Raw genomic sequence first — 24,594 nt, 5'->3', positions numbered from 1 at the left:
GCACCTTCCCATCGCGCTGGTGACCGTCATCGGGCCACCGCCTCGTAGACGAAGTTCAGCAGGGCCACGTCGCCGTCACGCCGGCCGTACGCGGCCGCGGCGGCACCCATCGCGGCGAGCCGCTGCGGGTCCCGGACCAGCGGGATCACCGTACGTTCCAGCCAGGCCGGGGTCAGCTCGCCGTCGTCGACGAGCAGCCCGCCACCGGCCTCCACCACGGGCAGCGCGTTGCGCTTCTGCTCCTGGTTGCTGTGCGGGTACGGCACGTAGATGGCGGGCAGGCCGATGGCGGCCACCTCGGCGCACGTCATCGCGCCGCCCCGGCCCAGCATGAGGTCGGCGGCGGCGTAGCCCAGCTCCATCTCGGACAGGTAGGGCAGTGTCACGTACGGCACCGGCAGGTCGGTGGGGACGGGGACCGGCTCGTTACGCGCGCCGATGACGTGCAGCACCTGCACGCCGTTGCGGGCCAGCTCCTTGGCCGCCCCGGAGACCGCCAGGTTGATCGAGCGGGCGCCCTGCGAGCCGCCGGCGACGAAGAGCACCGGCAGGTCGGGGCGGAGCCCGAAGTGGGCCCGGGCGGCGTTGCGCATGGCGACCCGGTCCAGGCCGGCAATGCCCCGGCGCAGCGGCACCCCGACCACCCGGGCGTCCCGCAGCGACTCCGCCTGCGCCGGCTGGTGCGGGAACCCGACCGCGACATTCTTGGTGAACTTCATCCCGAGCCGGTTGGCCACGCCCGGCGGCACGTTCACCTCGTGGATCACGATGGGCAGTTCGCGCCGCCACGCGGCCAGGTAGCCGGGCACCGAGACGTACCCCCCGAAGCCGACCACGACGTCGGCCCGCACCTCGTCGATCACCTTGCCCGCCGCGCGGGCCGCCTTCCACATCCGGTCCGGGGTGCGGACCAGGCTCATGTTGATCGAGCGGGGCAGCTGGTAGGCCGGGATCTGGCGCAGATCGTAGCCGGCCGGCGGGATCAGCTCGTTCTCCAGGCCCTTGGGGGTGCCGAGGCAGGTGATCCGGACGCTCGGGTCGTGTCGGCGCAGGCAGTCGGCGAAGGCGAGCAACGGGTAGATGTGTCCACCCGTACCTCCTCCGCAGAGCACCACCGAACGCAGCGGGCCCATCAGCGTCTCCTCTCGCTCGCCGTGCCGGCGCGCGTCCGGCCGGGCCGGGGGCCGCGGGCTGCGGCCTGGTCCTCGGTCCGCCGCGTCCGGGACCGGGGTACGGACCCACGGTCCGCCGGTGGCGCCGCCGATCGGCGGCGCCGGCCGGGAAGCGGCGGCAACGGGGCCCAGACTAGTCGGACCCACCGGGCGGGCGGACGGGCATGCAGGGCTCGGGCCGCGTCCGGCTCGGCGCGGGCGAAACTGGCGAGGAGCCCGACCGCCGCGAGGGTGACCACCAGGGCGCTGCCGCCGTCGGAGATGAACGGCAGCGGTACGCCGGTCAGCGGCAGCAGCCCGGTGACCCCACCGATGTTGATCACGGCCTGGCCCGCCAGCCAGGCGGTCACCCCGGCGGCGGCGAGCCGGCGGAACAGGTCCTCCACCCGCCGGGCGATCCGCAGCCCGGTGTACGCCAGCACGGCGAAGAGCACCAGCACCACCGTGCAGCCGACCACGCCCAACTCCTCGGCGATGATCGCGAAGATGAAGTCGTTGTGCGCCTCGGGCAGCCAGTCCCACTTGAAGGTGCTCTTGCCCAGCCCGACCCCGAACCAGCCGCCGTGGTCGATGGCGTTGCGGGCCTGGATGGTCTGGTAGCACCAGTCCTCGAAGCACTTCTGCGGGTCGGGCGGGCTGACGAAGTTGGTGAGCCGGGCCAGCCGGTAGTTCTCGGCGTCCCGCGAGCCGGAACCGGCGCCGAGGGACGCCGCGGCGACCAGCAGACCGATGCCGAGCAGGCCCACCGCGGTGAGGGCGGCGAAGACCTGGAGCCGGACCCCGGCCGCCCAGAGCATGCCGACCACCAGGGCGAGCAGGCAGAGCACGCTGCCCAGGTCGTTGTAGCCGACCAGCACGAAGAGCAGCCCGACCACCGGGAAGAGCGGGGTGGCCAGTTCCTTCCACCAGCCCAGCGCGGCCCCCTTGCGGGCCAGCACGTGCGCGCCCCAGAGCACCAGCGCGAACTTGGCCACCTCGACCGGCTGGATCGTGATCGGGCCGAGGAAGAGCCAGAGCAGGTTGGCCTTGAGCGGGCCGATCGACTTCACCCGGAACAGCGCCTCCAGGGCGACCAGCAGGTTGAGGATCAGCAGCAGCACCACCGCCACGCCGAGCGCCGGCCGGCCGAGCGCCCGGAAGCTGCGGGCGGGCAGCCGCTGGCAGGCCCAGAACGCCCCGACGCCGATCACCGCGAAGATCGTCTGCCGGACCAGCGACGTCGAGGCGTCGCCGACCTTGGCGTAGTCCCGCACGCTGGTCACCGAGAAGACCATGGTCAGGCCGATCAGCAGCAGCAGGCCGGCGCTGGAGAGCAGCAGGTAGTAGGAGGCCAGCGGACGGGCCAGCAGCCCGCGCAGCGCGGCCAGCCCGCCGGCGGCGTCCCAGCCGAGCAGCGGGGCCGGCGGATCCGCCGTACGGGTCGCGGCGGGCGGCCGGCGGGCCGGCGTGTCGGTGGTGCCCTCGGTGTCTCGTCCCTCCCCCACCCGCTCATCATCGCGGCTCGACCCGCCCGCCCGTGGCCCAACCGTCCGGTCGGCGTGTCGGGCCGGTGTAAGGCGGGGCCCCATGTTAACAGACGTCTGTTAACAAGGGGCCCCGGCTCACATCTGGCGCCCTTCGGCTGGTGGCTCGATTTCTTGAGCGCCCTCCGCTACCTACGGTCGTGCCGCCTGGGTGCGTCGCGGTCGCCTCTCGGCCGACGCACGGGTACAGCGAGCAAGAACCGCGCGTACAGGTCAACCACCGGCACGTTCGGCAGATCGTTTACGGCGGTCACGAACAGGCCCGCGAGGTACGTCGCCGACGACCACGGGTCACCCGCCGCGAGAGTCGCCCGCGCGTTCGGGCACGGGTAGGGCTGTTTGCACGCCTCGCAGTTCCACGCTGGGCGTAGCGGCCGATGGACGCTCATGCCCAGTGCCGCCCGCCGTTGGCCCGGTACGCCTGGGCGGGCGTCAACCACCCCGCGCGGCCGGGCTGCGGGTAGGCGGCGGTTGGCGCGTCCACCCATGCCGGCCGCGTCGGCGCAGGCTCGGCCGGCGGTGGCGTCCGGAAGCGATCCGGGCAGGCCCGCCAGCACAGGCCGCAGACGCACCGCCGCGACCAGCGTCGGCGACGGTGGACGAGATCGGACCGTGTCGGCTCTGTCGCTCGGCGTAGGCGCATAGTCAGATGCTCGCGACTCGCGCAACCCTTGTCAAGATGCAGGGTGCAGTTAGACAGGCTGCGGTTTGACGGGGCTGGGCGTGGCTAACCTGCGCCCATGCCGAGGCACCTGTACGGGCGGGGCGAGATCGCCCGACGGCTCGGCGTGAGCAGGCAGCGCGCAGCGGAGATCATGGCGCGTCCTGACTTTCCCGAGCCGTACGACGTACTCGGCATGGGCGCGGTCTGGCGCATCGAAGACGTCGAGGCGTGGATTCGCGAGCATCGCCCGCACCTCGTCGACGACGCAGGCTAGGACGTCTCCCCGGCCACGGTCTCGGCTGGGCCTCATGTCCGACCCGTAGCCGTTTCTCCCGCGTTTTCGCAGGTCAACGGCCGTCACGTAATGCTGGACGGAAGACGCGCGCCATCCCGGCCCGCCGGGTCGCCGGACAATTGATCCACTGGCCGGGAACTAGGCTCGCAGGATGACCACCTACGGTTTCGCCGCATCCCCCACCCTGGTCGAGCACGCCCGCCGGTTCCGCGCCGAGGGCGGCGTCCCGGCCGTGCCCCGGGTCGCGGCCACCGTGCTGCTGCTCCGCCCGGCCGGCGCCGACTTCGAGGTGTACGTCATCCGCCGCGTCGCCGCGATGGCCTTCGGCGGGGTGTACGCGTTCCCCGGCGGCGGGGTGGACCGCTCCGACTCGCAGACCCACCTGGACTGGGCCGGCCCGGAGCCGGCCGAGTGGGGTGACCGCCTCGGCCTCGCCCCGGACGCCGCGCAGGCGGTGGTCTGCGCCGCCGCCCGGGAGGTCTTCGAGGAGGCCGGCGTGCTGCTGGCCGGCCCGGACGCCGCGACGGTGGTGGGCGACGTGAGCGGAGACGACTGGGAGGCGGCCCGACAGGACCTGGAGGCCCGCCGGACCGGCTTCGCCGACCTGCTGGCCGGCCGACGGCTCACCCTCCGCTCCGACCTGCTGCTGCCGTGGAGCCGGTGGATCACCCCGGAGTTCGAGCCGCGCCGCTTCGACACGTACTTCTTCGTGGCTTTGCTGCCGGCGGGGCAGCGGACCAGGGACGTCTCCGGCGAGGCCGACCACACGATGTGGATCCGCCCGACGGACGCCCTGGCCCGGGCGGAGGCCGGCGAGCTGAGCATGCTCCCGCCCACCCTGGTCACCCTGGCCCAGGTGGCCGCCGCCGGCGACCTGGCCGGGGTGGCCCGCGACGCCGTGGTACGCGATGCCGCCACCCCGATCACCCCGCGCCTCGACCTCAACGGCGAACCCCGGTTCGTGCTGGACTGACCGAGCCCGTGCGTTGACGGTGCGTCGTCAAGGTGGAGAGCCAGAGCCGTCACTCATATCCCATGGCCGGGATGACCTTGCCGAGTGCTTCTTCGATGAACTCGCGGGTTTCGTCGTCGAATTGGTCGTTGCGGTTCGTCAGCTTGTGCGACTGAAACGTTGAAGGGGTGGCGAAGTCGTCGACGTCGAGCCGTTCGAACAGGGCGCGGCGCTGCCCGGGCCAGTCGGCTGCGAGATCTTCTGCTTTCACCTCGATGTATCGCCTGCCCGTCAGGTCGACCGTGTTCTTCCAGGTGAGCCATCGGTGGTAGACCGGCTTGAGGTAGGCGAGCGCGCCGTCAACGGTGGGCGGTGCCCATGGCTGGGCCAGGTGGGATGCGAGCACTGAGACCGGGTGACGCTTGATGTGCACGATGGCCGCTTCGGGGACCAGTTCCCAGAGGAACTCCATGGACAGCAGGTTGAACGGTGTCTTCTCGCACCAGGTCGGCTTGCCCGCGTCGGCGGCTGCTCCGCCGAACATGGTGTCGATCAGGCCCCGCAAGATTCCGAGCAGTTCGCCCCGGTCGCTGAAATACCTGGGAAGTACCCGCCGGCGGCTCAGCGGCTCGAACGGCCCGGCAGGCCGGTCGGCGTTCCCGAAGCCTTCCGCGGGCGCAGGTTCGTCGTATGTGTTCGCGATCAACTGCGGCCAGAGCTGGTGCACCGCGTCCCGGTAGCGCCGCTCGCCGACCAGCTCGGGAACGGTTTTGCCGCGATCGTCGCGCCGGCCGGGCACTCGTACGGTGAGGAAGTCGCTCAGCCGGTGCAGGGCGTCCTCACCGACGGTGGGGTCGTATCGATCGGTGAGCGCGTCGGCCAGGTCCCGCAGGCCACCCGGGTCGATGAGAAACCGGGTCTCCATGGGAATCCGATGGATCAGCGGATGTTCGCCGATGATGTCGGCGATCCGTGACGTTCCCGAACGACCCGTACCCGCAACGAAGATCGGTGAGGGGAAAGGCATGGCGAGCAGTCAAAGTCTCAGCCCGGCGCCTGTGCAAGCCATTTATCCCCTTCACCCGCTGCCACGGGCCGGACCCGCACCCGCAGCGCCGAGTGCGTGCCGGACGGCCGGTTCCGCCGCACCCGCCTTGGTCGGCGGGGCCTTGACCCCGACAACGTGCTGGTCTTCCTCGACCGTGTCGCCGCCGAACTGGCTGACGCCTACGACGCGGCCGAACGGACCATGGGCCGTGTACTCGTCGCCTGTCCCGTTGACGCCTCAGCCGAAGCGGCCGGTGATGTAGTCCTCGGTCTTCTTCACGCTCGGGTTGCTGAAGATCTTCTGGGTGTTGTCGTACTCGATCAGCCGGCCCGGGTCGCCGGTCTTCTCGATCGAGAAGAAGGCGGTGCGGTCCGACACTCGGGCGGCCTGCTGCATGTTGTGCGTGACGATGATGATGGTGAACTTGTCCTTGAGCTGGAACATCAGGTCCTCGATGGCCAGCGTGGAGATCGGGTCCAGCGCCGAGCAGGGCTCGTCCATCAGCACCACCTGCGGCTCGACCGCGATGGTCCGGGCGATGCAGAGCCGCTGCTGCTGACCGCCGGAGAGGCCGGCGCCCGGCTTGCCGAGCCGGTCCTTCACCTCGTTCCAGAGGTTCGCCGAGCGCAGCGCCTTCTCGGCCGCCTCCTCCAGGATCGACTTCTTGCGTACGCCGTTGAGCCGCAGGCCGGCCACCACGTTCTCGAAGATGCTCATGGTGGGGAACGGGTTGGGCCGCTGGAACACCATGCCGATCGTCCGGCGGACCGCGGTGACGTCCACGTCCCGGTCGTAGATGTCCTGGTCGTCGATGGTCAGGCTGCCCTCGACCCGGGCGCCGGGCAGCACCTCGTGCATCCGGTTGATCGACCGCAGGAAGGTGGACTTGCCGCAGCCCGACGGGCCGATCAGGGCGGTGACCGTCTTCGGCTCGACGGTCAGGTTGATGTTCTCGATCGCCTTGAACGCGCCGTAGTAGGCGGTGACGTTGGTGGCTTCGATGCGCTTGGCCATGGTGGTGGTACCTCCGGGATTCATCGGCCGAGCCGGTTGCGGCGGGCCAGCAACTTCGCCGCGACGGTCAGGATGAGGACGAGGGCGACCAGGGTCAGCGCTGCGGTCCACGCCCGCGCCGGCGAGTACTTCGAGGCCTCGCCGGCCTGCTGGTAGACGAAGAGAGCCAGCGATGACTGGTTGTTCTCGAACGGGTTGAAGTTGATCGCCGCGCCGCCACCGGCGACGAGCAGCACCGGGGCGGTCTCGCCGGCGGCCCGCGCGACGGAGAGCATGACGCCGGTGACGATGCCCGGCAGGGCCGTCGGCAAAACAACCCGCAGGATGGTCTTCCACTTCGGCACGCCGAGGGCGTACGCGCCCTCGCGCAGCGGAGCCGGGACGAGGCGGAGCATCTCCTCGGTGGAGCGGACCACGGTCGGCAGCATGAGCACGCTCAGCGCCAGCGCGGCGGCGAAGCCGGAGAAGCCCGGCCGGCCGTCGTTGAACCACGGCGAGACGATCAGCACCCAGAAGGCCAGTACGAACAGGCCGGTGACGATCGACGGGATGCCGGTCATCACGTCCACGAAGAAGCGGATGGTGAAGGCGAACCGGCCCCGGCCGTACTCGACCACGTAGATCGCGCAGAGCACGCCGAGCGGGACGGTGATCAGCGTGGCGATGCCGACCTGCTCCAACGTGCCCACGATGGCGTGGTAGGCGCCGCCGTTCGCGTCCCGGGCCCCGATGTTGTTCATCGAGGTGAGGAAGAAGTTCTGGTCCAGCCGCTCGGCACCCTTGCTGACCAGGGTCCAGACCACCGAGGCCAGCGGCAGCACCGCCAGCGCGAAGGCGGAGTGGATCAGCGCGCTCCAGGTCCGGTTGCGGGCGGACCGGCGCCCCTCCACCGCGTTCGCGGTGAAGAAGAGCCCGGCCAGGTAGAGCAGCGCGCCGACGACCACGACCAGGACCGGGCCGCCGATGCCGGCGCCGTACACGATGCCGGCGGAGACCAGCAGGGCCACGACCGCGATGGCGGGCGCGGCGTACGCCGGAAGCCGCTTGGCCCGCAGCGTGGCCGGCTGTGCCGGGGGCTGCGGGCGGTTGCTGGTGACTGTCGCGCTCATGCGGCCGACTCCGTGAACTCGCGGCGGCGGTAGATGATCGCCCGGGCGGTGATGTTGACGATCAGCGTGATCGCGAAGAGCACCAGGCCGGAGGCGATCAGCGCGCCGCGCCCGGTGTCGTTCGCCTCGGCGAACCGGTTCGCGATGTTCGCGGCGATGCTGTTGCCGCCGCTCTGCAGGATGTTGAACGAGATGGCGTACGTCGAGCCGAGGGTCAGCGCCAGGGCGATGGTCTCGCCGAGCGCGCGGCCCAGGCCGAGCATCACCGCGGCGATCACGCCCGGCCGGCCGTACGGGAGGACGGCGGTACGGACCATCTCCCAGCGGGTGGCGCCCAGCGCGAGGGCGGCCTCCTCGTTCGCGGTCGGGGTCTGCCGGAACACCTCGCGGGAGAGCGAGGTGACGATCGGCAGCACCATGATCGCCAGTACCACCGAGCCGAGCAGGATGGAGCTGCCGTACGGGCCTTCGCCGAAGATCGGGATCCAGCCGAAGTACTCGTGCAACCAGGCCGACAGGTCGGCAACCGGCTTGGCGAAGTAGTCCCGGCCCCAGAGCCCGAAGACCACGCTGGGCACGGCGGCCAGCAGGTCGATCAGGAAGCCGAGGCCGTTACCCAGCCGGCGGGGGGCGTAGTGCGATAGGTAGAGGGCGATGCCCAGCGCGACCGGCACCGCCATGAGCAGCGCCAGCGCCGAACTGAGCACGGTGCCGAAGGCGAGCGCGCCGATGCCGAACTTCGGTGGGTTCTCGTTCGGGAACCAGCCCTCGTAGGTCCAGAAGGACTCGGTGTTCGCCCGCAGCGCCGGGACCGCCCTGGCGATCAGGAAGATCGCGATCGCCGCGATGATGACCAGCACCGCGGTGCCGGCGGCCAGGGTCAGGCCACGGAACGCCCGTTCCGCGCCGAAGGCCCGGGCCCGGGGCAGCGCTCCACCGCCGCCCAGGCCGTTGTCGGTCGTACCAGGGTTACCGGAGGTCTCGGCCACACGCGCCGAGGCACCGGCGGGCCGCTCGTGGCTCGTGGCCACGCGAGTCCCGCCGGTGCCGGCGTGCGCCGAGCGCTGAGGGGTATCACCCATCTACTCGCTCGCTTCGTATGGAGAAGGTGGTGTCGGTCAGAGCGTCAGGCGAGGCTCTTGACCGCGGTCTCGACCTTGGTGCGGACCGAGTCGGGCAGCGGCGCGTAGCCCAGCTCCGTCAGCGCGCTCTGGCCCTCGGTGCTGGCCGCGTGGCTCAGCAGGCCCTTGACCAGCGGCAGCTTGTCGGCCGCGAGGCCCTTGCTGCAGACGATCTCGTAGGTGACCAGGACGATCGGGTACGCCCCGGCCTCCGTGGTGTTGTAGTCGATCGACATCTTGAGGTCGTTGCCCTGGCCCTCGATCTTGGCCCCGGCGATGGTCTTGCCGGCCGACTCAGCGGTCAGCTCGGTGAACTCGCCCGCGCCGTTCTTGACCTTGGCCTTGCTCAGGCCGGCGTTCTCGGCGTACGACCACTCGACGTAGCTGATGGTGCCGTCGGTGCTCTTGACCTTGCTGGCCACGCCGTCGGACTTGGCCGCGCCGACGCCGCCCGGGGCCTTCCACGCCTTGGCGTGGTCGAAGGTCCAGTCCGCCTCAGCGGTCTTCGACAGGTACTTGGTGAAGTTGTCGGTGGTGCCCGACTCGTCGGAGCGGTGCACCGCCTGGATCGCGGTCGACGGCAGCTTGGCGTCCGGGTTGTCGGCCTTGATCGCCGGGTCGTCCCACTTGGTCACCTTGCCGGCGAAGATCTTCGCCAGGGTGGTCGGGGTGACCTGGAGGTTGTCCACGCCGCTGACGTTGTAGACGACCGCCACCGGGCCGATCACCATCGGCAGGTTGAGGGCCTGGCCGCCGGCGCACTTGGCGTCCGCGTTCGGCTGCTCCTCCGGCTTCAGGGCGGAGTCGGAACCGGCGAAGTCGGCGGTGCCGGCGATGAAAGCCTCGATACCCGCGCCGGAACCGGTGGGCTCGTAGTTGATCGTGGTGCCCGCGCACTTCTGCTGGTACGCCTTGATCCACTCGGCCATCGCGTTCTTCTGCGCGGAGGAGCCCTGCGCGTTCAGCGTGCCCGTGCCGCAGTCGGCGGCCGAGCCGGAGGCGGAGGCGGAGGTGTCGCTCGGCGTGTTGTTGTCCGAGCCGCAGGCGCTGAGGCCGAGCACCGCGGTAAGTGCGAGGCAGGCGATGGCGCCGTTGCGCTGGAGCTTCACCTGAAAGGTTTCCCTTCACGTTTTTGGTCAGGTCGCCCGGACGAAGCCGGGTGCCGGCGCTGACCGGCTGAGATGAAGCTAGAAGTGCCAGGTAGACGGCTCGCCGGTCAGAAGTGAACGGAAGATGAACAGGCTCGCTCGGTGGAGCGACGGCTCGCTGAGGATGTGTTGTCCATTACATGAACTGGCGGGGAGGTGTCCCTTTTATCCCTTCATGACGGGCTAGCGCGACGGCAGTGCCCCGGCCGCCGCTCGCCGCTCAGCCGAGCTGGTAGTTGACGTGCGCGGACCAGCGGGCGAAGCCGATCCCCTCGTAGAGGGCGACCGCGCGGGCGTTGGACTCGTCGACGTAGAGCATCACCCGGTCCAGCCCCCGCTGGTCCCGCAGGTAGGCAAGCCCGGCGGTGGTGAGCGCCCGGCCGAGCCCGCCCCGGTGCGCGGACGGGTCCACCCCGAGCACGTACACCTCACCGATCCGGGCCGACCCGGGTCGCTCGTGGACCTTGGTCCAGTGGAAGCCGAGCAGCCGGCCGGTGGCCGAATCCACCGCGAGCAGGAAGCCGGCCGGGTCGAACCACGGCTCGGCGAGGCGTACCCGCAGGTCCGTCCGGGCCCACCGGCCCTGCTCCGGGTGCTCGGCGAAGGCGGCGTTGTTGAGCGCCAGCCACGCCTCGTCGTCCTCGCCGGGGCGGAACGCGCGCAGTTGGACGCCGTCGGGCAGGGCGGGCTCGGTAAGTGCCGCGGCCAGCGGGCGGCGCAGCTGCCAGAGCACCCGGGCGCGGGCGAAGCCCAGGTCCACGGCGAGCGCGGCGGCGGAGGGGTGGTCGCCGTGTGCCCAGGCGCGCAGCGGTCCGGACGCCGCGGCCAGCACACCCCGGGCCAGCGCCCGCCCGGTGCCGCGCCGCCGGTACGTCGGATGCACCACCAGCTCCACGCCGATGCCGCTCGCCGGGTCGGTGGTGTCGAGGTGGGCGTAGCCGGTGAGGGTGTTGTCGGTGGCCCGGGCGGTGAGGTGCACGGCCGGTGCCTCCGGGTCGCGCAGCCGCAGCAGCACGTGTTCGTCGAGCGGGTCCGCGCCGTCCACGTCGCCGGCGACGCGGGCCAGCGCCAGCACCTCGGCCACCTCGACCGGTGCCAGCCGGTCGGCGCGGACGACTCGGTCGGCGGTCGGCTCCGTGCTGCTCATGCCGGCACTCCGCTTCGCTTCGTGCCGGCATGAGGCACCTTCGCACCGAGCTGATGATTCGCTCGCTGACGCTCGCTCATCCCGTCACGGTAGCGGCCGGCGGGCCGCCGATCATGCCGGACATGGGCAGCGGCCCGTGGTGGTGGTCACGTGGTTCCGGTGGGCAGGGCCTCCAGCTGGAACTGGCTCAGCAGCTCGGGCAGCAGGTGCTGCAACGCCTCGACCGTGCCCGCCCGGTCGCCGCCGGCGTCGTGCATCAGCACGATCGCCCCGGGTTGGGTCTCGGTCAGCACCGTCGTGTAGATCTGCTTCGCGCCAGGCATCTGCCAGTCCGCCGGGTCGACCGCCCAGTGCAGCGAGGTCATGCCCATGTCCTCCGCGATCGACACGATCGGAGCCGTCCAGTTGCCGCCGGGCTGCCGGTAGTACACGATCCGGGCCTTCGGTGCCGCCGCCCGGATCGCCTCGTTGGTGCGGAGCAGGTCGTTCCGGATCGCGTCCCGCGACCGCTGGCCCATGTTCTCGTCGTGGTCCCAGGAGTGGTTGCAGAGGGTGTGCCCCTCGGACACGATCGCCTGGATCAGGCCCGGGTGGCTCGCCGCGTTCTCGCCCACCACGCAGAAGGTCGCCTTCACCCGGTAGTGCTTGAGCAGGGCGAGCACCTGCGGGGTGTACTGCGGGTCGGGTCCGTCGTCGAAGGTCAGCGCGACCCGCGACGACCCGGTGCTGGTGATGCTGCCGTACGGCCCGTCGCTGGCGGGCTCGCCGTCCCGTGGGGACGGGCTCGTGCTCGGGCTCGGGCTGTCGGACGGCGTGGGGGAGAGGTCGGTGGCGGGTGGCTGGTCGGCGTAGTGCGTGTTGTTGGCGTTGGCGGTCGCACCGCTGGGCGTGGCCCCCATCTCGGCCATGAGGCCGCGGCCGAGCGCGAACGCCGAGCCGAGCAGCGCGGCCAGCACCAGGGTCACGATCCCGGCCCCGCGGATCGTCGTGGTCGACATCAGCGGCACCGCCCGTTCGGTTCGTGGTGCCGGCCCGTCATCTTTTCCGTATCCATCGTCGCCCCCTTTGTCCCATTTTGCCCAAGAGTAGGCCGGGTTAGGGGACAAAAGGGTCAAAGGGAAGTAAGTCTCACGGAAGGGGGAACGAGAGGAGTTTTCCGGTCAGACGGGCAGCGGGGCGGGCTCCGACTCCGGCAGCGAACGCGACGGCGGCACGACGAACTTGTAGCCGACCTGACGCACCGTGCCGATCATCGACTCGTACTCCGAGCCGAGCTTGGCGCGCAGCCGCCGGACGTGCACGTCGACGGTGCGGGTGCCGCCGAAGTAGTCGTACCCCCAGACCTCGCGGAGCAACTGGTCCCGGGTGAACACCCGGCCCGGGTGCTGGGCCAGGAACTTCAGCAGCTCGAACTCCTTGTAGGTCAGGTCGAGCGGGCGGCCCTTGAGCTTGGCCGCGTAGGTGTCCGGGTCGATGGTCAGCTCGCCGGCCCGGATCGAGCCGCCGGCCCCGGCCGTCGCCGTGCTCCGCCGGCCCACCGCGAGCCGCAGCCGGGCCTCCACCTCGGCCGGCCCCGCCCCGGCCAGGATGACGTCGTCCACGCCCCAGTCGGCGTTCAGCGCGATCAGCCCCGCCTCGGTGACCACCGCGACCAGCGGCACGCCCAGCCCGGTGGCGTGCAGCATCCGACAGGTCGCCCGGGCCTCGCTCAGCTCGGAGCGGGCGTCCACCAGGACGGCGTCCGGGGTCGGGCCGGAGACCAGCGTGCGGACGTCGCGCGGCGCGGTGCGGACCGAGTGCGGGAGCAGATCGAGCGCCGGCAGCACCGCCGATGGTTCACCTGCGCGCGCGGTCAGCAGCAGGATCTCCACACGATCACCTCCGTCCCGGCGGCTCTCCGGCCGCGCGTGACCAGCGGCACTCCTGGCGGGCGTGGCGCTGGGAACTGGCGTGGTCCCGGCGTCGCTGGCGGGTGCGGGTAGCGGGTTGAGCGTAACGGATTCCCTGCCCAGCCCCTCCGCGTCCTTTCCGTTTTGCCCGTTCTAGCCCTGTTCGCGGCTCAGGTTTTAACGTTGCCGAAACCGTGACCTCCGCCGGCGCGGCCCGGTCTGGCACGATCGGGGCGTGTTTCCCTCGACCTCGCCTCACCCGGGCCGTGACCCGCGGGCCGACGACGCGCACGCGCGTCCGGGGCCGGCCAGCCCCTCCCGTGGCTACCCGCCGGGCCCGCGTACCGGTCCGGCCGACGACGGCGGGGGCCGGCCGGAGCGGAAGGGGCCGCGTCGGCTGCGCAAGGGCGGCTCGGCGCGGCTCCCGGACGACGAATCCGCCGACGCGCCCGAGGAGGAGGTGCCTCCCGTCCCGGTACGCCGGCCGCTGGCGCTGACCATCGCGGGCTTCGCCGCGCTGCTCGGCGTCGGCCTGGTGCTCGGCGCGCAGACCGCCGGCCCGGGGCACCGGCTGCCCTTCGCGTTCATCGTCCTCGGGGTGCAGCTGCTCTTCGTGCTCGCCTGGACGATGGCCATGCGCCCGCCGGCGTTGCTGGTGGTCGCGCTGGTCAGCGCCGCGGCGGCCGCCATCGCCGACGCCGCGGCGGTGCAGTCCGAGATCGCCGGTCTGGCCCCGCTCGGGTACGCCGCGGCCGCCGGCTTCGTGTTCGGCGTGCTCGGCCAGCTCGTCCGCCGGGTCGACCGGGTCCGGGTGACCGATTCGCTCGGCAGCACCCTGCTGATCGTGGTGGGCGTGGTCGCGTTCGCCAGCCTGATCGTGCTCAGCCGGGTCCCGAAGGGCACCCAGGCGATGACCGTCTGTCTCACCGCCACCGGCGTCGCGCTGCTCATGGCCCGGCTGACCGACGCGGTGGCACCCTGGCCCCGGCTTGCCCCGCAGGTGCCGCGAGGCGCCGCCGGCGTGGTCGTGGGCGCCATGCTCGGCACCCTGACCAGCGCGGTGCTCGGCAGCTACCTGGTCGGCTTCACCCCGACCAGCGCCGCATTGGTCGGGCTGGTCACCGCCGCCACCGCCGTGCTGGCCGACCTCGCCGTCGGATACGCCGAGGCGGGCCGGTTGATGGCCGGCGAGCCGCCGACCATGTGGATCGCCCGGCACATGCAGGGGCCACTGGGCGGCTTCGCGCTCGCCGCGCCGGCCGCGTACGTCATGTGCGTGCTCTTCCTCTGAGCGCACGGTTGGGGATTTCCCGCCTCGGGTAAGTACCGTTGCGCCGCGAGACGGCGGCGTACGCGAGGAGGACCGTGCGCCGCCAGGCGACTACCCGGCGATGAGGAGGCGGCGTGGCAGAGGCATATCCGGCGTACGAGGGCCGGCCCCGGCGACGGGGCCGGAAGGTGCTGACCGGCTTCGTCGTCCTGCTGCTGGTCCTGGCCGGGCTGCTGGTGGTCGCCGACCGGGTGGCGGCCGGGGTGGCCGAGCGGGCCATCGCCGACCAGGTGCGGCAGGAGGTCGCCAAGCAGGACATGCAGTCCGCGCCGCCCCAGGTCGACGTGGGCGGCTTCCCCTTCCTCACGCAGGTGCTGGCCGGAAAGTACGATCGCATCTCGATCGTGTTGACCGACGTCAAGGGCTCCGTGCAGGGCGACGCCGTCAGCGTGCCGCGGCTCGACGTGGACGCCCACAACGTGCGGGCGTCGCTGGACACTCTTCGCTCCGGACGGGGCGACGTGGTCGCCGAGAGCGTCGACGGCCGCGCCACCGTCTCCTACGACAGCCTCGCGAAACTTCTCAACCGGCCGGGGCTCACGCTCGGCGAGCGGGACGGGAAACTCCTCGTCACCGCGCCCGCGGACATCCTCGGCACCAAGCTCACCGTCACCGGCACCGCGGATGTGGCCGTCGCCAAGGGCAAGGTGGGGTTGCGGTTCAACGACCTCACCGCCGAGGGTCTGCCGAACCTGCCGCTGGCCCGGAGGATGCTGGCCAACTACGCCAACAGCATTTCGGTCAACGTGCCCCTGCCGGAGCTGCCGTTCCAGCTGACCGTGCGCAAGGCGGAACCGAAGCCGGGCGGGCTGCTGTTCACCGCCGACGCGAAGGACGTGCCGATCAACGCCGCCGGGTGACCGGCCCGGAAGCACCCGGGTCGCTGGCGAAAGCCCGATCCACGGCCCGACCGTCGGTCGGGCCGTCGGTGTTCTCCGGTCCCGTACCGCGTCCCGGATGCTGGTCGGATCGGTGGCATCGGCCGGGGTGGCTGGTAGGCTCCCTCCCCATGGGGACCCTCCTCACCAAACGGCGCGCGGTCGACCTGTGCCGCGTGGCCACCTGCCTGTGTCGCCCCGTCATCTGACGGCGGGGCTGTCCTCGGCCGCCTAGCGGCCACCGGCAAGCAGGGTCCGCGTACCCTCCGGTTTTCCCCCTGATCGCCCGGCAGCGGCGCCGTCGCACGTACCCGTGATCCGTTCCTAGCTCTGGGTCCCGCGCGTGGTGCGACATCATCAGCTTTGATCCTCCGCGCGCAGGCTCACCATCCAATCCTCACCAGGGAGTGATCTGATGAGTCGCGACACCGCACTCGTCTCGGCCGAGTGGGCCGAGAAGAACATCGACGCCCCGGGCGTCGTCTTCGTCGAGGTCGACGAGGACACCTCGGCCTACGACACCGGCCACCTCGCCGGAGCGATCAAGCTCGACTGGAAGACCGACCTCCAGGACCCGGTGCGCCGGGACTTCGTCAACAAGGCCCAGTTCGAGGCGCTGCTCTCCGAGCGTGGCATCGCCAACGACGACACGGTGATCCTCTACGGCGGCAACAACAACTGGTTCGCCGCGTACGCGTACTGGTACTTCAAGCTCTACGGCCACCGCGACGTCAAGCTCCTCGACGGCGGCCGCAAGAAGTGGGAACTCGACGCCCGCCCGCTGGTCAAGGACGCGGTGACCCGCCCGGCGACGCAGTACGTCGCGCAGGAGCCGGACACCTCGATCCGGGCCTTCCGCGACGAGGTGGTCGCCGCGATCGGCGCCAAGAACCTGGTCGACGTGCGCAGCCCCGACGAGTACGCGGGCCGGCTGCTCGCCCCCGCCCACCTGCCGCAGGAGCAGGCCCAGCGGGCCGGTCACGTGCCGACCGCGCTCAGCGTCCCGTGGTCCAAGGCGGCCAACGAGGACGGCACCTTCAAGTCCGACGACGAGCTGCGCAAGATCTACGCCGCCGCCGGGCTGGACGACAGCAAGGAGACCATCGCCTACTGCCGGATCGGCGAGCGGTCCTCGCACACCTGGTTCGTGCTGCAGGAGCTGCTCGGCCACGCGAACGTGAAGAACTACGACGGCTCCTGGACCGAGTACGGCTCGCTGGTCGGCGTGCCGGTCGCGCTCGGTGATGAGCCAGGGAAGGCGTGATCCCGATGACTGCTCCCACCGCCGCCGGTTGCGCCGCCCCGGACCAGGCCGCCCCGCTGCCGGCCAGCCTGGACCTGGAGAAGGAAACCGTCATCACCGGTCTGGTCAAGGCCGACTCCGGTGAGACCGTGCCGGGCGCCTACGTCCGGCTGCTCGACTCGACCGGTGAGTTCACCGCCGAGGTGGTGACCTCACCGGCCGGCCAGTTCCGGTTCTTCGCCGCGCCGGGCGACTGGACCCTGCGGGCGCTCTCCCGGCACGGCAACGGCGACACCGCCGTCAGCGCCGCCCGCGGGATCAACGAGGTGACCGTCAAGGTCGCCGCCTGACCCACGCTCTGACCGTGGCCCGTCGCCCCACCTCGGGGCGACGGGCCACCCCCATTTCCCACCCGTTCCCCCGGCCCCGCCCGGAGGGTCGGGGGGCACCCTGGGCCGCCGCCGCGTGACACGATGGGCGCGTGAGTGGTGCTGTTCAGACGGGGTACGTCCCGCCGGTTCGTCCCGATCGGCCGACGCCCGGGCGTCGGGGGCTGCGCTGGCTGGTGGCCGCGACGGTGGCGTGGGGGATGCTGCTCGCCGGGCTGGCCTGGTGGTCGGTGCGGCACGACCCGCCGACGGTGCGGGAGCAGCGCTCGCTGGACCAGGCCGGGCCGGTGGTCGACCGGGCCGTCGGCGAGCTGCTGGCCGCCGTCGGCCGGGACGGCGTCCCGGCGATCGTGCCCGACCGGCTCGACCGGGGCTGCCGGGTCACCCCGATGGAGGACGGCGTCGAGCTGACCCGCGGCGTGGAGGTGGTCGTCGCGGGCGACGACGCGGGTGGCCTGCTCCGGCAGATGGCCGATCGACTGCCGCCGGAGTGGCGGGCGGGCGTCCGGACGTTCGGCGACGGTCCGGTGCTCCGGGCGGACGCGGGCGAGTTCGTCGCGGTCGAGGGCCGGTCCACCGGGCCGGGCCGGGTATTGGTCACCGCCACCACCGGCTGCCGGCCGGCCGGTACGGGCTACCGTGCGCCGGGCAACGCCGGTGCCGGGCGCGAGTCGGCCGAGGTGACCCGGTCCCTGATCCGCTGGGGTGGAGCGGCCGGACCGGTCGAGGTGCTCGCCGCACCCTGCCCGGCGGGTGGCACGGCTCGGACCGCTCACGCCGAGACCGCCGGCGGGCCGGCCGGCGAGCCGCTGGCCGGTGCGTTCCGCGCCGCGGCCGACGGCGCCCTCGCGGTACGCGACTCCGCCGACCTCTACGCCCTGCGATCCAACCCCGCGGTGCTGGCCGAGCGCGTCGACGACCGAGTCCGCGTCGCCGTCACCACCTCCTGCCCAGCCTGACCCCGCCGCCGAGAACTCGGGTGGCGGCGGTTGTCGTGCGGGGGGTCAGTAGACGAGGGCCTGGGCGCCCTCGGCCATCGCCTCCTCGACGAAGACCGCCGCGCCGGCGATGCGTACGCCGGGAATGACGTCGCCTTGGCCGATGTCCCGGCGGGCCGCGCACTGCGTGCAGGCGGTTACCTTTCCGGTGGCCAGGATCACGTGCAGCAGCTCGGCCAGCGGCGGGGAGTGCGGCAGCTCGAACTCCTGCGCGCGCCCGGGTAGCGCGAACCAGGTCGACTCCCCGGTCAGCCAGAGCGACACGTCGACTCCGGCGGCCGCCGCCGTGGCGGCGACGGTGAAGGCCTGCGCGCAGCGCTCGGGAGCGTCCGCGCCGGCGGTGGCCTTGACGACGAGAGAGCGAGCCATGGCGCCAGCATAGGATGGCCGGGATGGTTACCGAGATCGGGTTCGTCAGCCTGCTGGTCGCCGGCCTGGGCGCGCTCGCCGGTGGCCTGGGTTACCTGGCTGTGAAAATTTCGAGAGGAAAATGGTGAGCGCGAGGAGTGAGCCGGGTTTGCGAGCCCCGCAGTCGCGAACGAAGACTGGCCCGGTGAGCGCGAGGAGTGAGCCGGGTTTGCGAGCCCCGCAGCCGCGAACGGAGACGACCCGGTGAGCGAGAATCCGCTGCAGCCGCCGTGGCTGAACGCGCCGCCGGTCGACCCGTACCCGTACGAGGAGAGCCACGACCTGCGCGTCGGCCCGAAGCTGCACCGGAGCCTGGACGGCCTGCTGCCGTACATCGGGGTGTGGCGCGGGCGCGGCCGGGGCGGGTTCCCGACCGTCGAGGACTTCGACTACGCGCAGGAGATCCGGATCAGCCATGACGGCCGGCCGTTCCTGTCCTACGAATCCCGCGCCTGGATCCTCGACGAGCAGAGCCGCCCGGTCCGCCCGGCCGGTCGTGAGGTCGGCTGGTGGCGCCCGGTGATGGATGGCGACCGGGTGACCGACGAGCTGGAAGCCCTGATGACCACGCCCACCGGCGTGATGGAGCTGTACATCGGCAAGCGCACGGGCACCCAGATCGAGTTCGCCACCGACGCGGTTGTCCGTACGGCCACCGCCAAGGAGGTCACCGCCGGCGCCCGCCTCTTCGGCATCGTCGAAGGCGCCCTGCTCTACGCCCAGGAGATGGCCGCCATGGGCCACCCCCTGAGCCCCCACCTCTCCGCCCGCCTCACCCGCGTCGCCGGCTGACCCCGTCAACGAGGTGGATCGGCGCCGGGGAGGGGGAAGGCGAGGAGGGATCGGAGGGCGGGGGTTTGGGGGGACCGGCGTAGGGGGGTTCCGTCGAGGGATCTGACCTCCGCCAGGCCGCGTAGGGACGAGGTGAGCCAGACGCCGTCCGCGCCCTTCAGCTCGGCGGGGGTGGACAGGCGTTCCTCGGCGTCGAACCCCAGCTCGATGGCGTGCTCCAGGAGCCAGCGGGCGGTCACGCCGGGCAGCACTCCGGTGGCCGCCGCCGGCACCGTGCACAGCGTCGTCCCAACCTGCCAGACCACGTTCGCGCTCGGCCCCTCCAACACGTACCCGTCGTTGGAGACCCAGAGCACGTCGTCGAATCCGGCGCGGGCCGCCCAGCGGCGGGCCGCGGTGCTCACCGCGTACGAGGTGGACTTGATGCCGGCCGGGAGCCAGTCCAGCTCGGGGCGGGACCGGGCGGCCACCCCGAGCGGCAGGGTGGCCACGGCCAGCCCGGCCCGCCGGGCCCGCTTCGCGGTCGCCGGCACCTCCGCCAGCGCGGCGTAGACGGTCGGCGGCCCGCCGCCCTCCGGCCCACGGGTGCAGACCAGCCGCAGCGCTCCCTCCACCTCGGCCGGCCAGCCGGCCCGGATCTCGTCGATCAGTCGTACCAGCGCGCCGGTGGGTGGCAGGTCCAGCGCGATCGCCGCCGCTCCGGACCGCAGCCGGGCCAGGTGGGCGTCGCGTAGCCAGGGTTGCCCGTCGCGCAGGTGCATGGTCTCGAAGAGGCCGTCCCCGTGCAGCACGCCCCGGTCGTCGCCGCGCAGCACCGCCTCCTCGGCCGGCACCACCCCTCGGCCGAGCACGGCCACCCGCGACGCCTCCACGAGCGCCGAGGGTAGTCCGCGTACGACGGCGGTGGCCGGACCGGCGCGGCGGCCGAACTATGATCGGATGGTGTCCGACTCCTCCCTCGCGGAACTACTCCGCTCCCGTGGGCTGCGGCTGACGGCGCAGCGGCAGCTGGTCCTGCAGGCGGTGCTGGACCTGGGGCACGCCACGCCGGAGCAGGTGCACACGGCGGTCCGGGAGGTGGCCGCCGGGGTCAACATCACCACCATCTACCGGACGTTGGAGCTGCTGGAGCGGCTCGGTCTGGTGACGCACACCCACCTGTCGCACGGCTCGCCGACCTATCACGCGGCCGGCGAGCACCAGCACGTCCACCTGGTCTGCCGGGAGTGCGGTGCGATCGACGAGATCGAGCGCGAGTTGCTCCGTCCGCTCGCCGACCAGTTGGCCGCGCAGCGGGGATTCCAGGTCGACATCGGGCACGTGGCGCTCTTCGGCGTCTGCGCCCAGTGCGAGAACGGGGAAGGTAAATGATCGACATCGCGGGAGCGGTGGCCGCCGAGGCAATCGACGAGGAGACCCGGGACCAGCCCGAGCCGGCCCACCGGGCGGCCGGCGTCGAGCCGGTGGCCGCCCACTACGGCGACCCGATGCGCGAGCAGCGCACCCTCGCCACCGGAGTCGGTCTGGTCGACCGGTCGCACCGGGGCGTCGTCGCGGTGCCCGGCGCGGAACGGATCGGCTGGCTGCACACGCTGACCAGCCAGCACCTCGCCGCGCTGCGGCCGTGGCAGGGCACGGAACTGCTCGTGCTCTCCCCGCACGGGCACGTCGAGCAGCACGCCATGGTGGCCGATGACGGCGAGACCACCTGGTTGGACACCGAGCCCGGGATGACCGACGGCCTCCTGTCGTACCTGGAGAAGATGCGGTTCTTCAGCAAGGTCGATCCGCGCGACGCCACCGCCGACCACGCGTTGCTCTCGCTGGTCGGACCCGAGGCCACCGGCGCGCTCGACACTCTCGGCGTCACCGGGCTGGCCGCGCCGGACCAGGTCGCGGTGCCCGGTCCGAAGTTCCGCTCCGGCGAGCTGCCACCGCGGGCCACCGTGGTGTACGACGTGAAGCCGCTGCCGATCGGCGGGTGGGCCCGGCGGGTGGCGCTCGGCGTGGACCTGCTGGTGCCCAGGGAGGCGATGGCCCAGGTGGTGGCCGAACTGCGCGGCGCGGGCGTCCCGGTGGCCGGGCTGTGGGCGTACGAGGCGATCCGGGTGGCCGCCCGGCGGGCCCGGGCCGGGGTGGACACGGACCACCGCACGATCCCCGCCGAGGTGGACCTGATCGCGCCGGCCGTACACCTGGACAAGGGCTGCTACCGGGGGCAGGAGACGGTGGCCCGGGTGCACAACCTTGGCAAGCCGCCTCGTCGCCTCGTACTCCTGCACCTGGACGGGGTGACCACCGACCAGCCGCCGGCCGCCGGCACCCCGGTGACCCTCGACGGCCGGGCGGTCGGGTTCGTCGGCACCGCGGTGCACCACCACGAGCTGGGCCAGATCGCCCTCGCCGTGGTGAAGCGCAACGTCCCCGACGATGCCCGCCTGCTGGTCGGCGAGACCGCCGCCGCCATCGAGCCGGCGTAAGGGTGCCGGGCTGACGCCCGTGAGGCGGAAGTTTTTCCGCTTTCGCGAGCGAACACGGGCAATCTTCCGTCGCGACGCGCTCCGGCCATCGACCGGAGGCGGGCCGGCGGTCTAGGATCGCCGGCATGACGACAGGGACGCTGATCACGGTTGCCCCCACCGGCGCGGAGTCGACGAAGGCGGAGGTGCCGGCGCTGCCGGTGACCCTCGACGAGCTCCTGCTGACCGCCAAGGAGTGCGAGGCGCTCGGCGCGGCCGTGATCCACGTCCACATCCGGGACGACGAGGCGAAGCCCACCCTCGACCAGGGCCGGCTGCGGGAGACCGTGGCGGCGCTGCGGGATAGCACGGACCTGATCGTGCAGCTCTCCTCCGGCGGTGCGGTGACCGACCCGGAGGCCGACCGGCTGGCCGTGCTGGACGCCGGCCCGGACATGGCCTCCTGCACCATGGGCACGGTCAACTTCGGCGACGACGTCTTCATGAACCGCTGGGAGTTCATCGTCGACCTGCACACCCGGATGCAGGAGAAGGACGTCGTCCCCGAGTACGAGATCTTCGACCTCGGCCACCTCACCGCCCTCCAGCGCCTGCTCGGCAAGTACGGGCTGCCGCACGGCGGGCATGTGCACGTCGACTTCGTGATGGGCGTGCCGGGCGGCATGCCGGGCACCACCGCGACCCTGGTCGCCGCCGAGCAGATGCTGCGCGACCTGCCGGAGGGCACCACCTTCTCGGCAACCGGGATCGGCCGCAGCACCATCCCGGTGATGCTGGCGTCGCTCTCGGCCGGCGGGCACCTCCGGGTCGGCATGGAGGACACCATCACCTACGCCAAGCGGCAGCCGGTCGAGTCGAACATGCAGCTGGTCGCCCGCGCGGTCGGCTTCGCCCAGCTCGCCCAGCGTCTGCCGCTGACCACCGCCGAAGCCCGGCAGCTGCTCGGCCTGTAAGCCACACCCCGCCCAGCGACCCTGTACGTCCACGGCTGACGTCGCTGGTCACCCCGGTGTCGGGCCCCCCAGAGCCGTCGGTACCTTCCACGTTGTGGGAAAGACGTACGAGGGCGGCGTGCCGCTCGCTGAGGTGGTCCGGTCCGGGTTCGTGGAGGGCGTCCACCGCGGGTCCGTGGTGGTGCTCGACGCCGCCGGTGCGCCGGTGGCGGAGGCGGGGGACGCGACCTCGCCGATCTTCCCCCGGTCGTCCAACAAGCCGATGCAGGCGATCGGGATGCTCCGGGCCGGGCTGCCGCTGACCGACCGGGCCGACGTGGCGCTGATCTCGGCCAGCCACGCCGGTGAGGAGTTCCACGTGGAGCGGGTCAGCGCCCTGCTGCGCGGCGCCGGCCTGATCGAGGAGGCGCTGCACTGCCCGCCGGATCTGCCGATCGGCGAGGCGGCCCGGGAGGCGGTGCTGCGGGCCGGCGGCGGTCCGAGACGGATCCAGATGAACTGCTCCGGCAAGCACACCGGAATGCTGCTGACCTGCCTTGCCGCCGGCTGGCCGGTGAACGGCTACTGGCGGCCCGAGCACCCGCTCCAGCGGCGGCTGACCGCCGCGATCGAGGAGTTCACCGGGGAGTCGGTGGCGGCCGTCGGGGTGGACGGCTGCGGCGCGCCCGTGCTCGCCGTCTCGCTGACCGGCCTGGCGCGGGCGTACCTGCGGCTGGTCTCGGCCGAGCCCGGCACCGTCGAGCGGACCGTGGCCGACGCGATGCGGGCGTACCCGGAGCTGGTGGGCGGCACCCAGGCGGACGACACCCGGCTGATGCGCGGCGTACCCGGGCTGCTGGCCAAGGTCGGCGCGGAGGGCGTGATCGCGGCGGCGGTCCCGGGGGTCGGCGCGGTCGCCCTCAAGATCGACGACGGTGCCGGACGGGCCCGGATGCCGGTGCTGGTGTCGGCGTTGCGCCAGCTCGGCGTCGAGGCCCCGGTGCTGGCCGAGTACGCCGAGTTCCCGCTGCTCGGCGGCGGCCTCCCGGTCGGCGCGGTCCGCCCCGTCTGGAAAGGCGCAGGCTCCGTCTGAGGTGAAAGGAGGGGCCCCTTATTAACAGACGTCTGTTAATAAGGGGCCCCTCCTTTCACGTGTGCGTCGGGGCGGGACAGTCAGGGCAGGAAGCCGAGCAGGGCGGCGTTGACCGGCTCGGGGCGCTCGAGCGGGAGCAGGTGGGCGGCGTCCGGGACGTCCGGCAGGCGTACGCCCTGCGGGGCCTCGGCGGCGATCCGGTCGGCCAGCCGACGCAGGTCGGCGAGATCGTCCGCGCCGGTGCCGACCAGCACCGGAATCCGCAGCTCGGCCAGCCGGTCGATCGCCGGCGGGTCGAGTTCGCCCACCTCGACGGCGCTGAGCGCCCGCTCGGCGGCGAGCGCCCGCCGGTCCATCTCCTCGGCGAACCGGATCAGCTCGGGGTCGACGTCCTCCGGGCGGCGGGTCGGCCCGACCACCCAGAACCGCACCTCACCGGCCGCGGTCGCCGCGAAATCCTCCGGGTTCACCTCGCCGACCAGTTCGTCCCAGAGCTGCTCGGTCCCCTCGGACCACTCGCTGCCGGAGACCGGGGCGCCGAAGAGGGCCAGCGCGGAGACCCGCTCCGGGTACGCCAGCGTGGTGTCCACCGCGACCTTGCCGCCGAACGAGCAGCCCACCAGGGCGGCCTGCGCGATGCCGAGAGCGTCCAGCAGCCCGATCACGTCGTCGTGGTGCGCGAACGGCTCGGGCGGCAGTTCTGAGTCGCCGTATCCACGCAGGTCGACGGTGATCACCCGATGCCGGGCGGCGAGCGCGTCCACCTGACCCTGCCACATTCGCCGGTCGGCGATCCCGGCGTGCACCAGCACCACCGGGCTGCCGCTGCCGGCCTCGTCGTACGCGAGCACAGCGCCGTTGACTTCGATCTTGGCCACGGGGGAACGGTACGGACCGGACACCGGGCGCGCAACCGGCTGGACGAGCGGCTGCTAACTTTGGCTAGCGTTTCGCTTGCAATAGCTAGCA

Annotated in this window: 27 protein-coding genes; 14 read left to right on the top strand and 13 right to left on the bottom strand. The window is 72.2% G+C overall.

Annotation, left to right across the window (positions count from 1 at the left end; genetic code table 11):
• Positions 1 to 26: 26 nt before the first annotated feature.
• Complete coding sequence (gene murG / locus ACNAW0_RS19370; RefSeq protein ID WP_416289326.1) at positions 27 to 1,133, bottom strand: undecaprenyldiphospho-muramoylpentapeptide beta-N-acetylglucosaminyltransferase; 1,107 nt, start codon at positions 1,131 to 1,133, stop codon at positions 27 to 29.
• The gene (locus tag ACNAW0_RS19365; RefSeq protein WP_416289340.1) at positions 1,133 to 2,539 is read right to left on the bottom strand and encodes an FtsW/RodA/SpoVE family cell cycle protein; all 1,407 of its coding nucleotides are present in this window, start codon (positions 2,537 to 2,539) and stop codon (positions 1,133 to 1,135) included. The genes murG and ACNAW0_RS19365 overlap by 1 nt, the downstream gene beginning before the upstream one ends.
• A gap of 896 nt (positions 2,540 to 3,435) precedes the next feature.
• Between ACNAW0_RS19365 and ACNAW0_RS19360 the strand changes: the two genes are divergently transcribed.
• Positions 3,436 to 3,633 (top strand): helix-turn-helix transcriptional regulator, encoded by a 198-nt coding sequence (locus ACNAW0_RS19360; RefSeq protein ID WP_416289325.1) that lies wholly within the window; start codon positions 3,436 to 3,438, stop codon positions 3,631 to 3,633.
• Positions 3,634 to 3,805: 172 nt separating this feature from the next.
• On the top strand, positions 3,806 to 4,627 hold the full coding sequence (locus ACNAW0_RS19355; protein ID WP_416289324.1) for an NUDIX hydrolase: 822 nt from the start codon (positions 3,806 to 3,808) through the stop codon (positions 4,625 to 4,627).
• A gap of 49 nt (positions 4,628 to 4,676) precedes the next feature.
• Here the strand turns inward: ACNAW0_RS19355 and ACNAW0_RS19350 are convergent, their stop codons facing one another.
• The 8 genes from ACNAW0_RS19350 to ACNAW0_RS19315 form a co-directional block, all read right to left on the bottom strand.
• Positions 4,677 to 5,531 carry a sulfotransferase family protein gene (locus ACNAW0_RS19350; protein ID WP_416289323.1) on the bottom strand — a complete coding sequence of 285 codons (855 nt, stop codon included), beginning with the start codon at positions 5,529 to 5,531 and terminating at the stop codon, positions 4,677 to 4,679.
• 360 nt (positions 5,532 to 5,891) lie between these two features.
• Positions 5,892 to 6,668 carry a phosphate ABC transporter ATP-binding protein PstB gene (pstB, locus tag ACNAW0_RS19345; RefSeq protein ID WP_416289322.1) on the bottom strand — a complete coding sequence of 259 codons (777 nt, stop codon included), beginning with the start codon at positions 6,666 to 6,668 and terminating at the stop codon, positions 5,892 to 5,894.
• 20 nt (positions 6,669 to 6,688) lie between these two features.
• The gene (gene pstA, locus ACNAW0_RS19340) at positions 6,689 to 7,777 is read right to left on the bottom strand and encodes a phosphate ABC transporter permease PstA (RefSeq protein WP_416289321.1); all 1,089 of its coding nucleotides are present in this window, start codon (positions 7,775 to 7,777) and stop codon (positions 6,689 to 6,691) included.
• On the bottom strand, positions 7,774 to 8,859 hold the full coding sequence (gene pstC / locus ACNAW0_RS19335; RefSeq protein ID WP_416289320.1) for a phosphate ABC transporter permease subunit PstC: 1,086 nt from the start codon (positions 8,857 to 8,859) through the stop codon (positions 7,774 to 7,776). Before pstC ends, pstA begins: the two co-directional genes overlap by 4 nt.
• A 44-nt stretch (positions 8,860 to 8,903) precedes the next feature.
• Positions 8,904 to 10,007 carry a phosphate ABC transporter substrate-binding protein PstS gene (gene pstS, locus ACNAW0_RS19330; protein WP_416289319.1) on the bottom strand — a complete coding sequence of 368 codons (1,104 nt, stop codon included), beginning with the start codon at positions 10,005 to 10,007 and terminating at the stop codon, positions 8,904 to 8,906.
• Between the two features lie 259 nt (positions 10,008 to 10,266).
• Positions 10,267 to 11,193 (bottom strand): mycothiol synthase, encoded by a 927-nt coding sequence (mshD, locus tag ACNAW0_RS19325; RefSeq protein ID WP_416289318.1) that lies wholly within the window; start codon positions 11,191 to 11,193, stop codon positions 10,267 to 10,269.
• Positions 11,194 to 11,339: 146 nt separating this feature from the next.
• A complete protein-coding gene (locus tag ACNAW0_RS19320; RefSeq protein WP_416289317.1) occupies positions 11,340 to 12,191 on the bottom strand; it encodes a polysaccharide deacetylase family protein in 852 nt (283 codons plus the stop codon).
• Between the two features lie 162 nt (positions 12,192 to 12,353).
• Entirely contained in the window at positions 12,354 to 13,064 is a 711-nt protein-coding gene (locus tag ACNAW0_RS19315) for a winged helix-turn-helix transcriptional regulator (protein WP_416289316.1), read from the bottom strand.
• A gap of 253 nt (positions 13,065 to 13,317) precedes the next feature.
• Between ACNAW0_RS19315 and ACNAW0_RS19310 the strand changes: the two genes are divergently transcribed.
• From ACNAW0_RS19310 to ACNAW0_RS19285, 6 genes are all read left to right on the top strand, one after another.
• Complete coding sequence (locus ACNAW0_RS19310) at positions 13,318 to 14,373, top strand: hypothetical protein (protein WP_416289315.1); 1,056 nt, start codon at positions 13,318 to 13,320, stop codon at positions 14,371 to 14,373.
• Positions 14,374 to 14,486: 113 nt separating this feature from the next.
• On the top strand, positions 14,487 to 15,272 hold the full coding sequence (locus tag ACNAW0_RS19305; RefSeq protein ID WP_416289314.1) for a DUF2993 domain-containing protein: 786 nt from the start codon (positions 14,487 to 14,489) through the stop codon (positions 15,270 to 15,272).
• A gap of 149 nt (positions 15,273 to 15,421) precedes the next feature.
• Positions 15,422 to 15,499 (top strand): Ms5788A family Cys-rich leader peptide, encoded by a 78-nt coding sequence (locus tag ACNAW0_RS19300; protein WP_311202345.1) that lies wholly within the window; start codon positions 15,422 to 15,424, stop codon positions 15,497 to 15,499.
• 206 nt (positions 15,500 to 15,705) lie between these two features.
• Positions 15,706 to 16,554, top strand: a complete 849-nt coding sequence (locus ACNAW0_RS19295; protein WP_416289313.1) for a sulfurtransferase — start codon at positions 15,706 to 15,708, stop codon at positions 16,552 to 16,554.
• Positions 16,555 to 16,559: 5 nt separating this feature from the next.
• On the top strand, positions 16,560 to 16,883 hold the full coding sequence (locus tag ACNAW0_RS19290) for a DUF1416 domain-containing protein (protein ID WP_416289312.1): 324 nt from the start codon (positions 16,560 to 16,562) through the stop codon (positions 16,881 to 16,883).
• 131 nt (positions 16,884 to 17,014) lie between these two features.
• Positions 17,015 to 17,881 (top strand): hypothetical protein, encoded by an 867-nt coding sequence (locus ACNAW0_RS19285; RefSeq protein WP_416289311.1) that lies wholly within the window; start codon positions 17,015 to 17,017, stop codon positions 17,879 to 17,881.
• 45 nt (positions 17,882 to 17,926) lie between these two features.
• On the opposite strand, the gene ACNAW0_RS19280 is transcribed toward ACNAW0_RS19285, so the two are convergent.
• A complete protein-coding gene (locus tag ACNAW0_RS19280) occupies positions 17,927 to 18,289 on the bottom strand; it encodes a DsrE family protein (RefSeq protein WP_416289310.1) in 363 nt (120 codons plus the stop codon).
• Between the two features lie 23 nt (positions 18,290 to 18,312).
• Here ACNAW0_RS19280 and mtfM point away from each other — a divergent pair, with 23 nt between their 5' ends.
• Positions 18,313 to 18,417, top strand: coding sequence for a small membrane protein MtfM (gene mtfM / locus ACNAW0_RS19275; RefSeq protein ID WP_416289309.1), 105 nt, complete (start codon positions 18,313 to 18,315; stop codon positions 18,415 to 18,417).
• Between the two features lie 115 nt (positions 18,418 to 18,532).
• Positions 18,533 to 19,120 carry an FABP family protein gene (locus tag ACNAW0_RS19270; protein WP_416289308.1) on the top strand — a complete coding sequence of 196 codons (588 nt, stop codon included), beginning with the start codon at positions 18,533 to 18,535 and terminating at the stop codon, positions 19,118 to 19,120.
• Between the two features lie 5 nt (positions 19,121 to 19,125).
• Here the strand turns inward: ACNAW0_RS19270 and ACNAW0_RS19265 are convergent, their stop codons facing one another.
• Positions 19,126 to 19,992: an aminotransferase class IV gene (locus tag ACNAW0_RS19265; protein WP_416289307.1), complete on the bottom strand. Its 867-nt coding sequence runs from the start codon at positions 19,990 to 19,992 to the stop codon at positions 19,126 to 19,128.
• Positions 19,993 to 20,059: 67 nt separating this feature from the next.
• Between ACNAW0_RS19265 and ACNAW0_RS19260 the strand changes: the two genes are divergently transcribed.
• From ACNAW0_RS19260 to ACNAW0_RS19245, 4 genes are all read left to right on the top strand, one after another.
• Positions 20,060 to 20,491, top strand: a complete 432-nt coding sequence (locus ACNAW0_RS19260; protein ID WP_416289306.1) for a Fur family transcriptional regulator — start codon at positions 20,060 to 20,062, stop codon at positions 20,489 to 20,491.
• Complete coding sequence (locus tag ACNAW0_RS19255) at positions 20,488 to 21,600, top strand: YgfZ/GcvT domain-containing protein (RefSeq protein ID WP_416289304.1); 1,113 nt, start codon at positions 20,488 to 20,490, stop codon at positions 21,598 to 21,600. Before ACNAW0_RS19260 ends, ACNAW0_RS19255 begins: the two co-directional genes overlap by 4 nt.
• Before the next feature lie 125 nt (positions 21,601 to 21,725).
• Complete coding sequence (locus ACNAW0_RS19250; protein WP_416289302.1) at positions 21,726 to 22,553, top strand: 3-keto-5-aminohexanoate cleavage protein; 828 nt, start codon at positions 21,726 to 21,728, stop codon at positions 22,551 to 22,553.
• A gap of 94 nt (positions 22,554 to 22,647) precedes the next feature.
• Complete coding sequence (locus ACNAW0_RS19245) at positions 22,648 to 23,625, top strand: asparaginase (protein ID WP_416289301.1); 978 nt, start codon at positions 22,648 to 22,650, stop codon at positions 23,623 to 23,625.
• Between the two features lie 80 nt (positions 23,626 to 23,705).
• On the opposite strand, the gene ACNAW0_RS19240 is transcribed toward ACNAW0_RS19245, so the two are convergent.
• Positions 23,706 to 24,503, bottom strand: a complete 798-nt coding sequence (locus ACNAW0_RS19240) for an alpha/beta fold hydrolase (protein ID WP_416289300.1) — start codon at positions 24,501 to 24,503, stop codon at positions 23,706 to 23,708.
• Positions 24,504 to 24,594 lie beyond the last annotated feature (91 nt).

The sequence above is a fragment of the Micromonospora sp. SL1-18 genome (assembly GCF_047921505.1).
Taxonomy (GTDB): domain Bacteria; phylum Actinomycetota; class Actinomycetes; order Mycobacteriales; family Micromonosporaceae; genus Micromonospora.
Note: the sequence above shows the minus strand (reverse complement) of the source record. Positions and strands in the feature narration are given on the sequence as shown.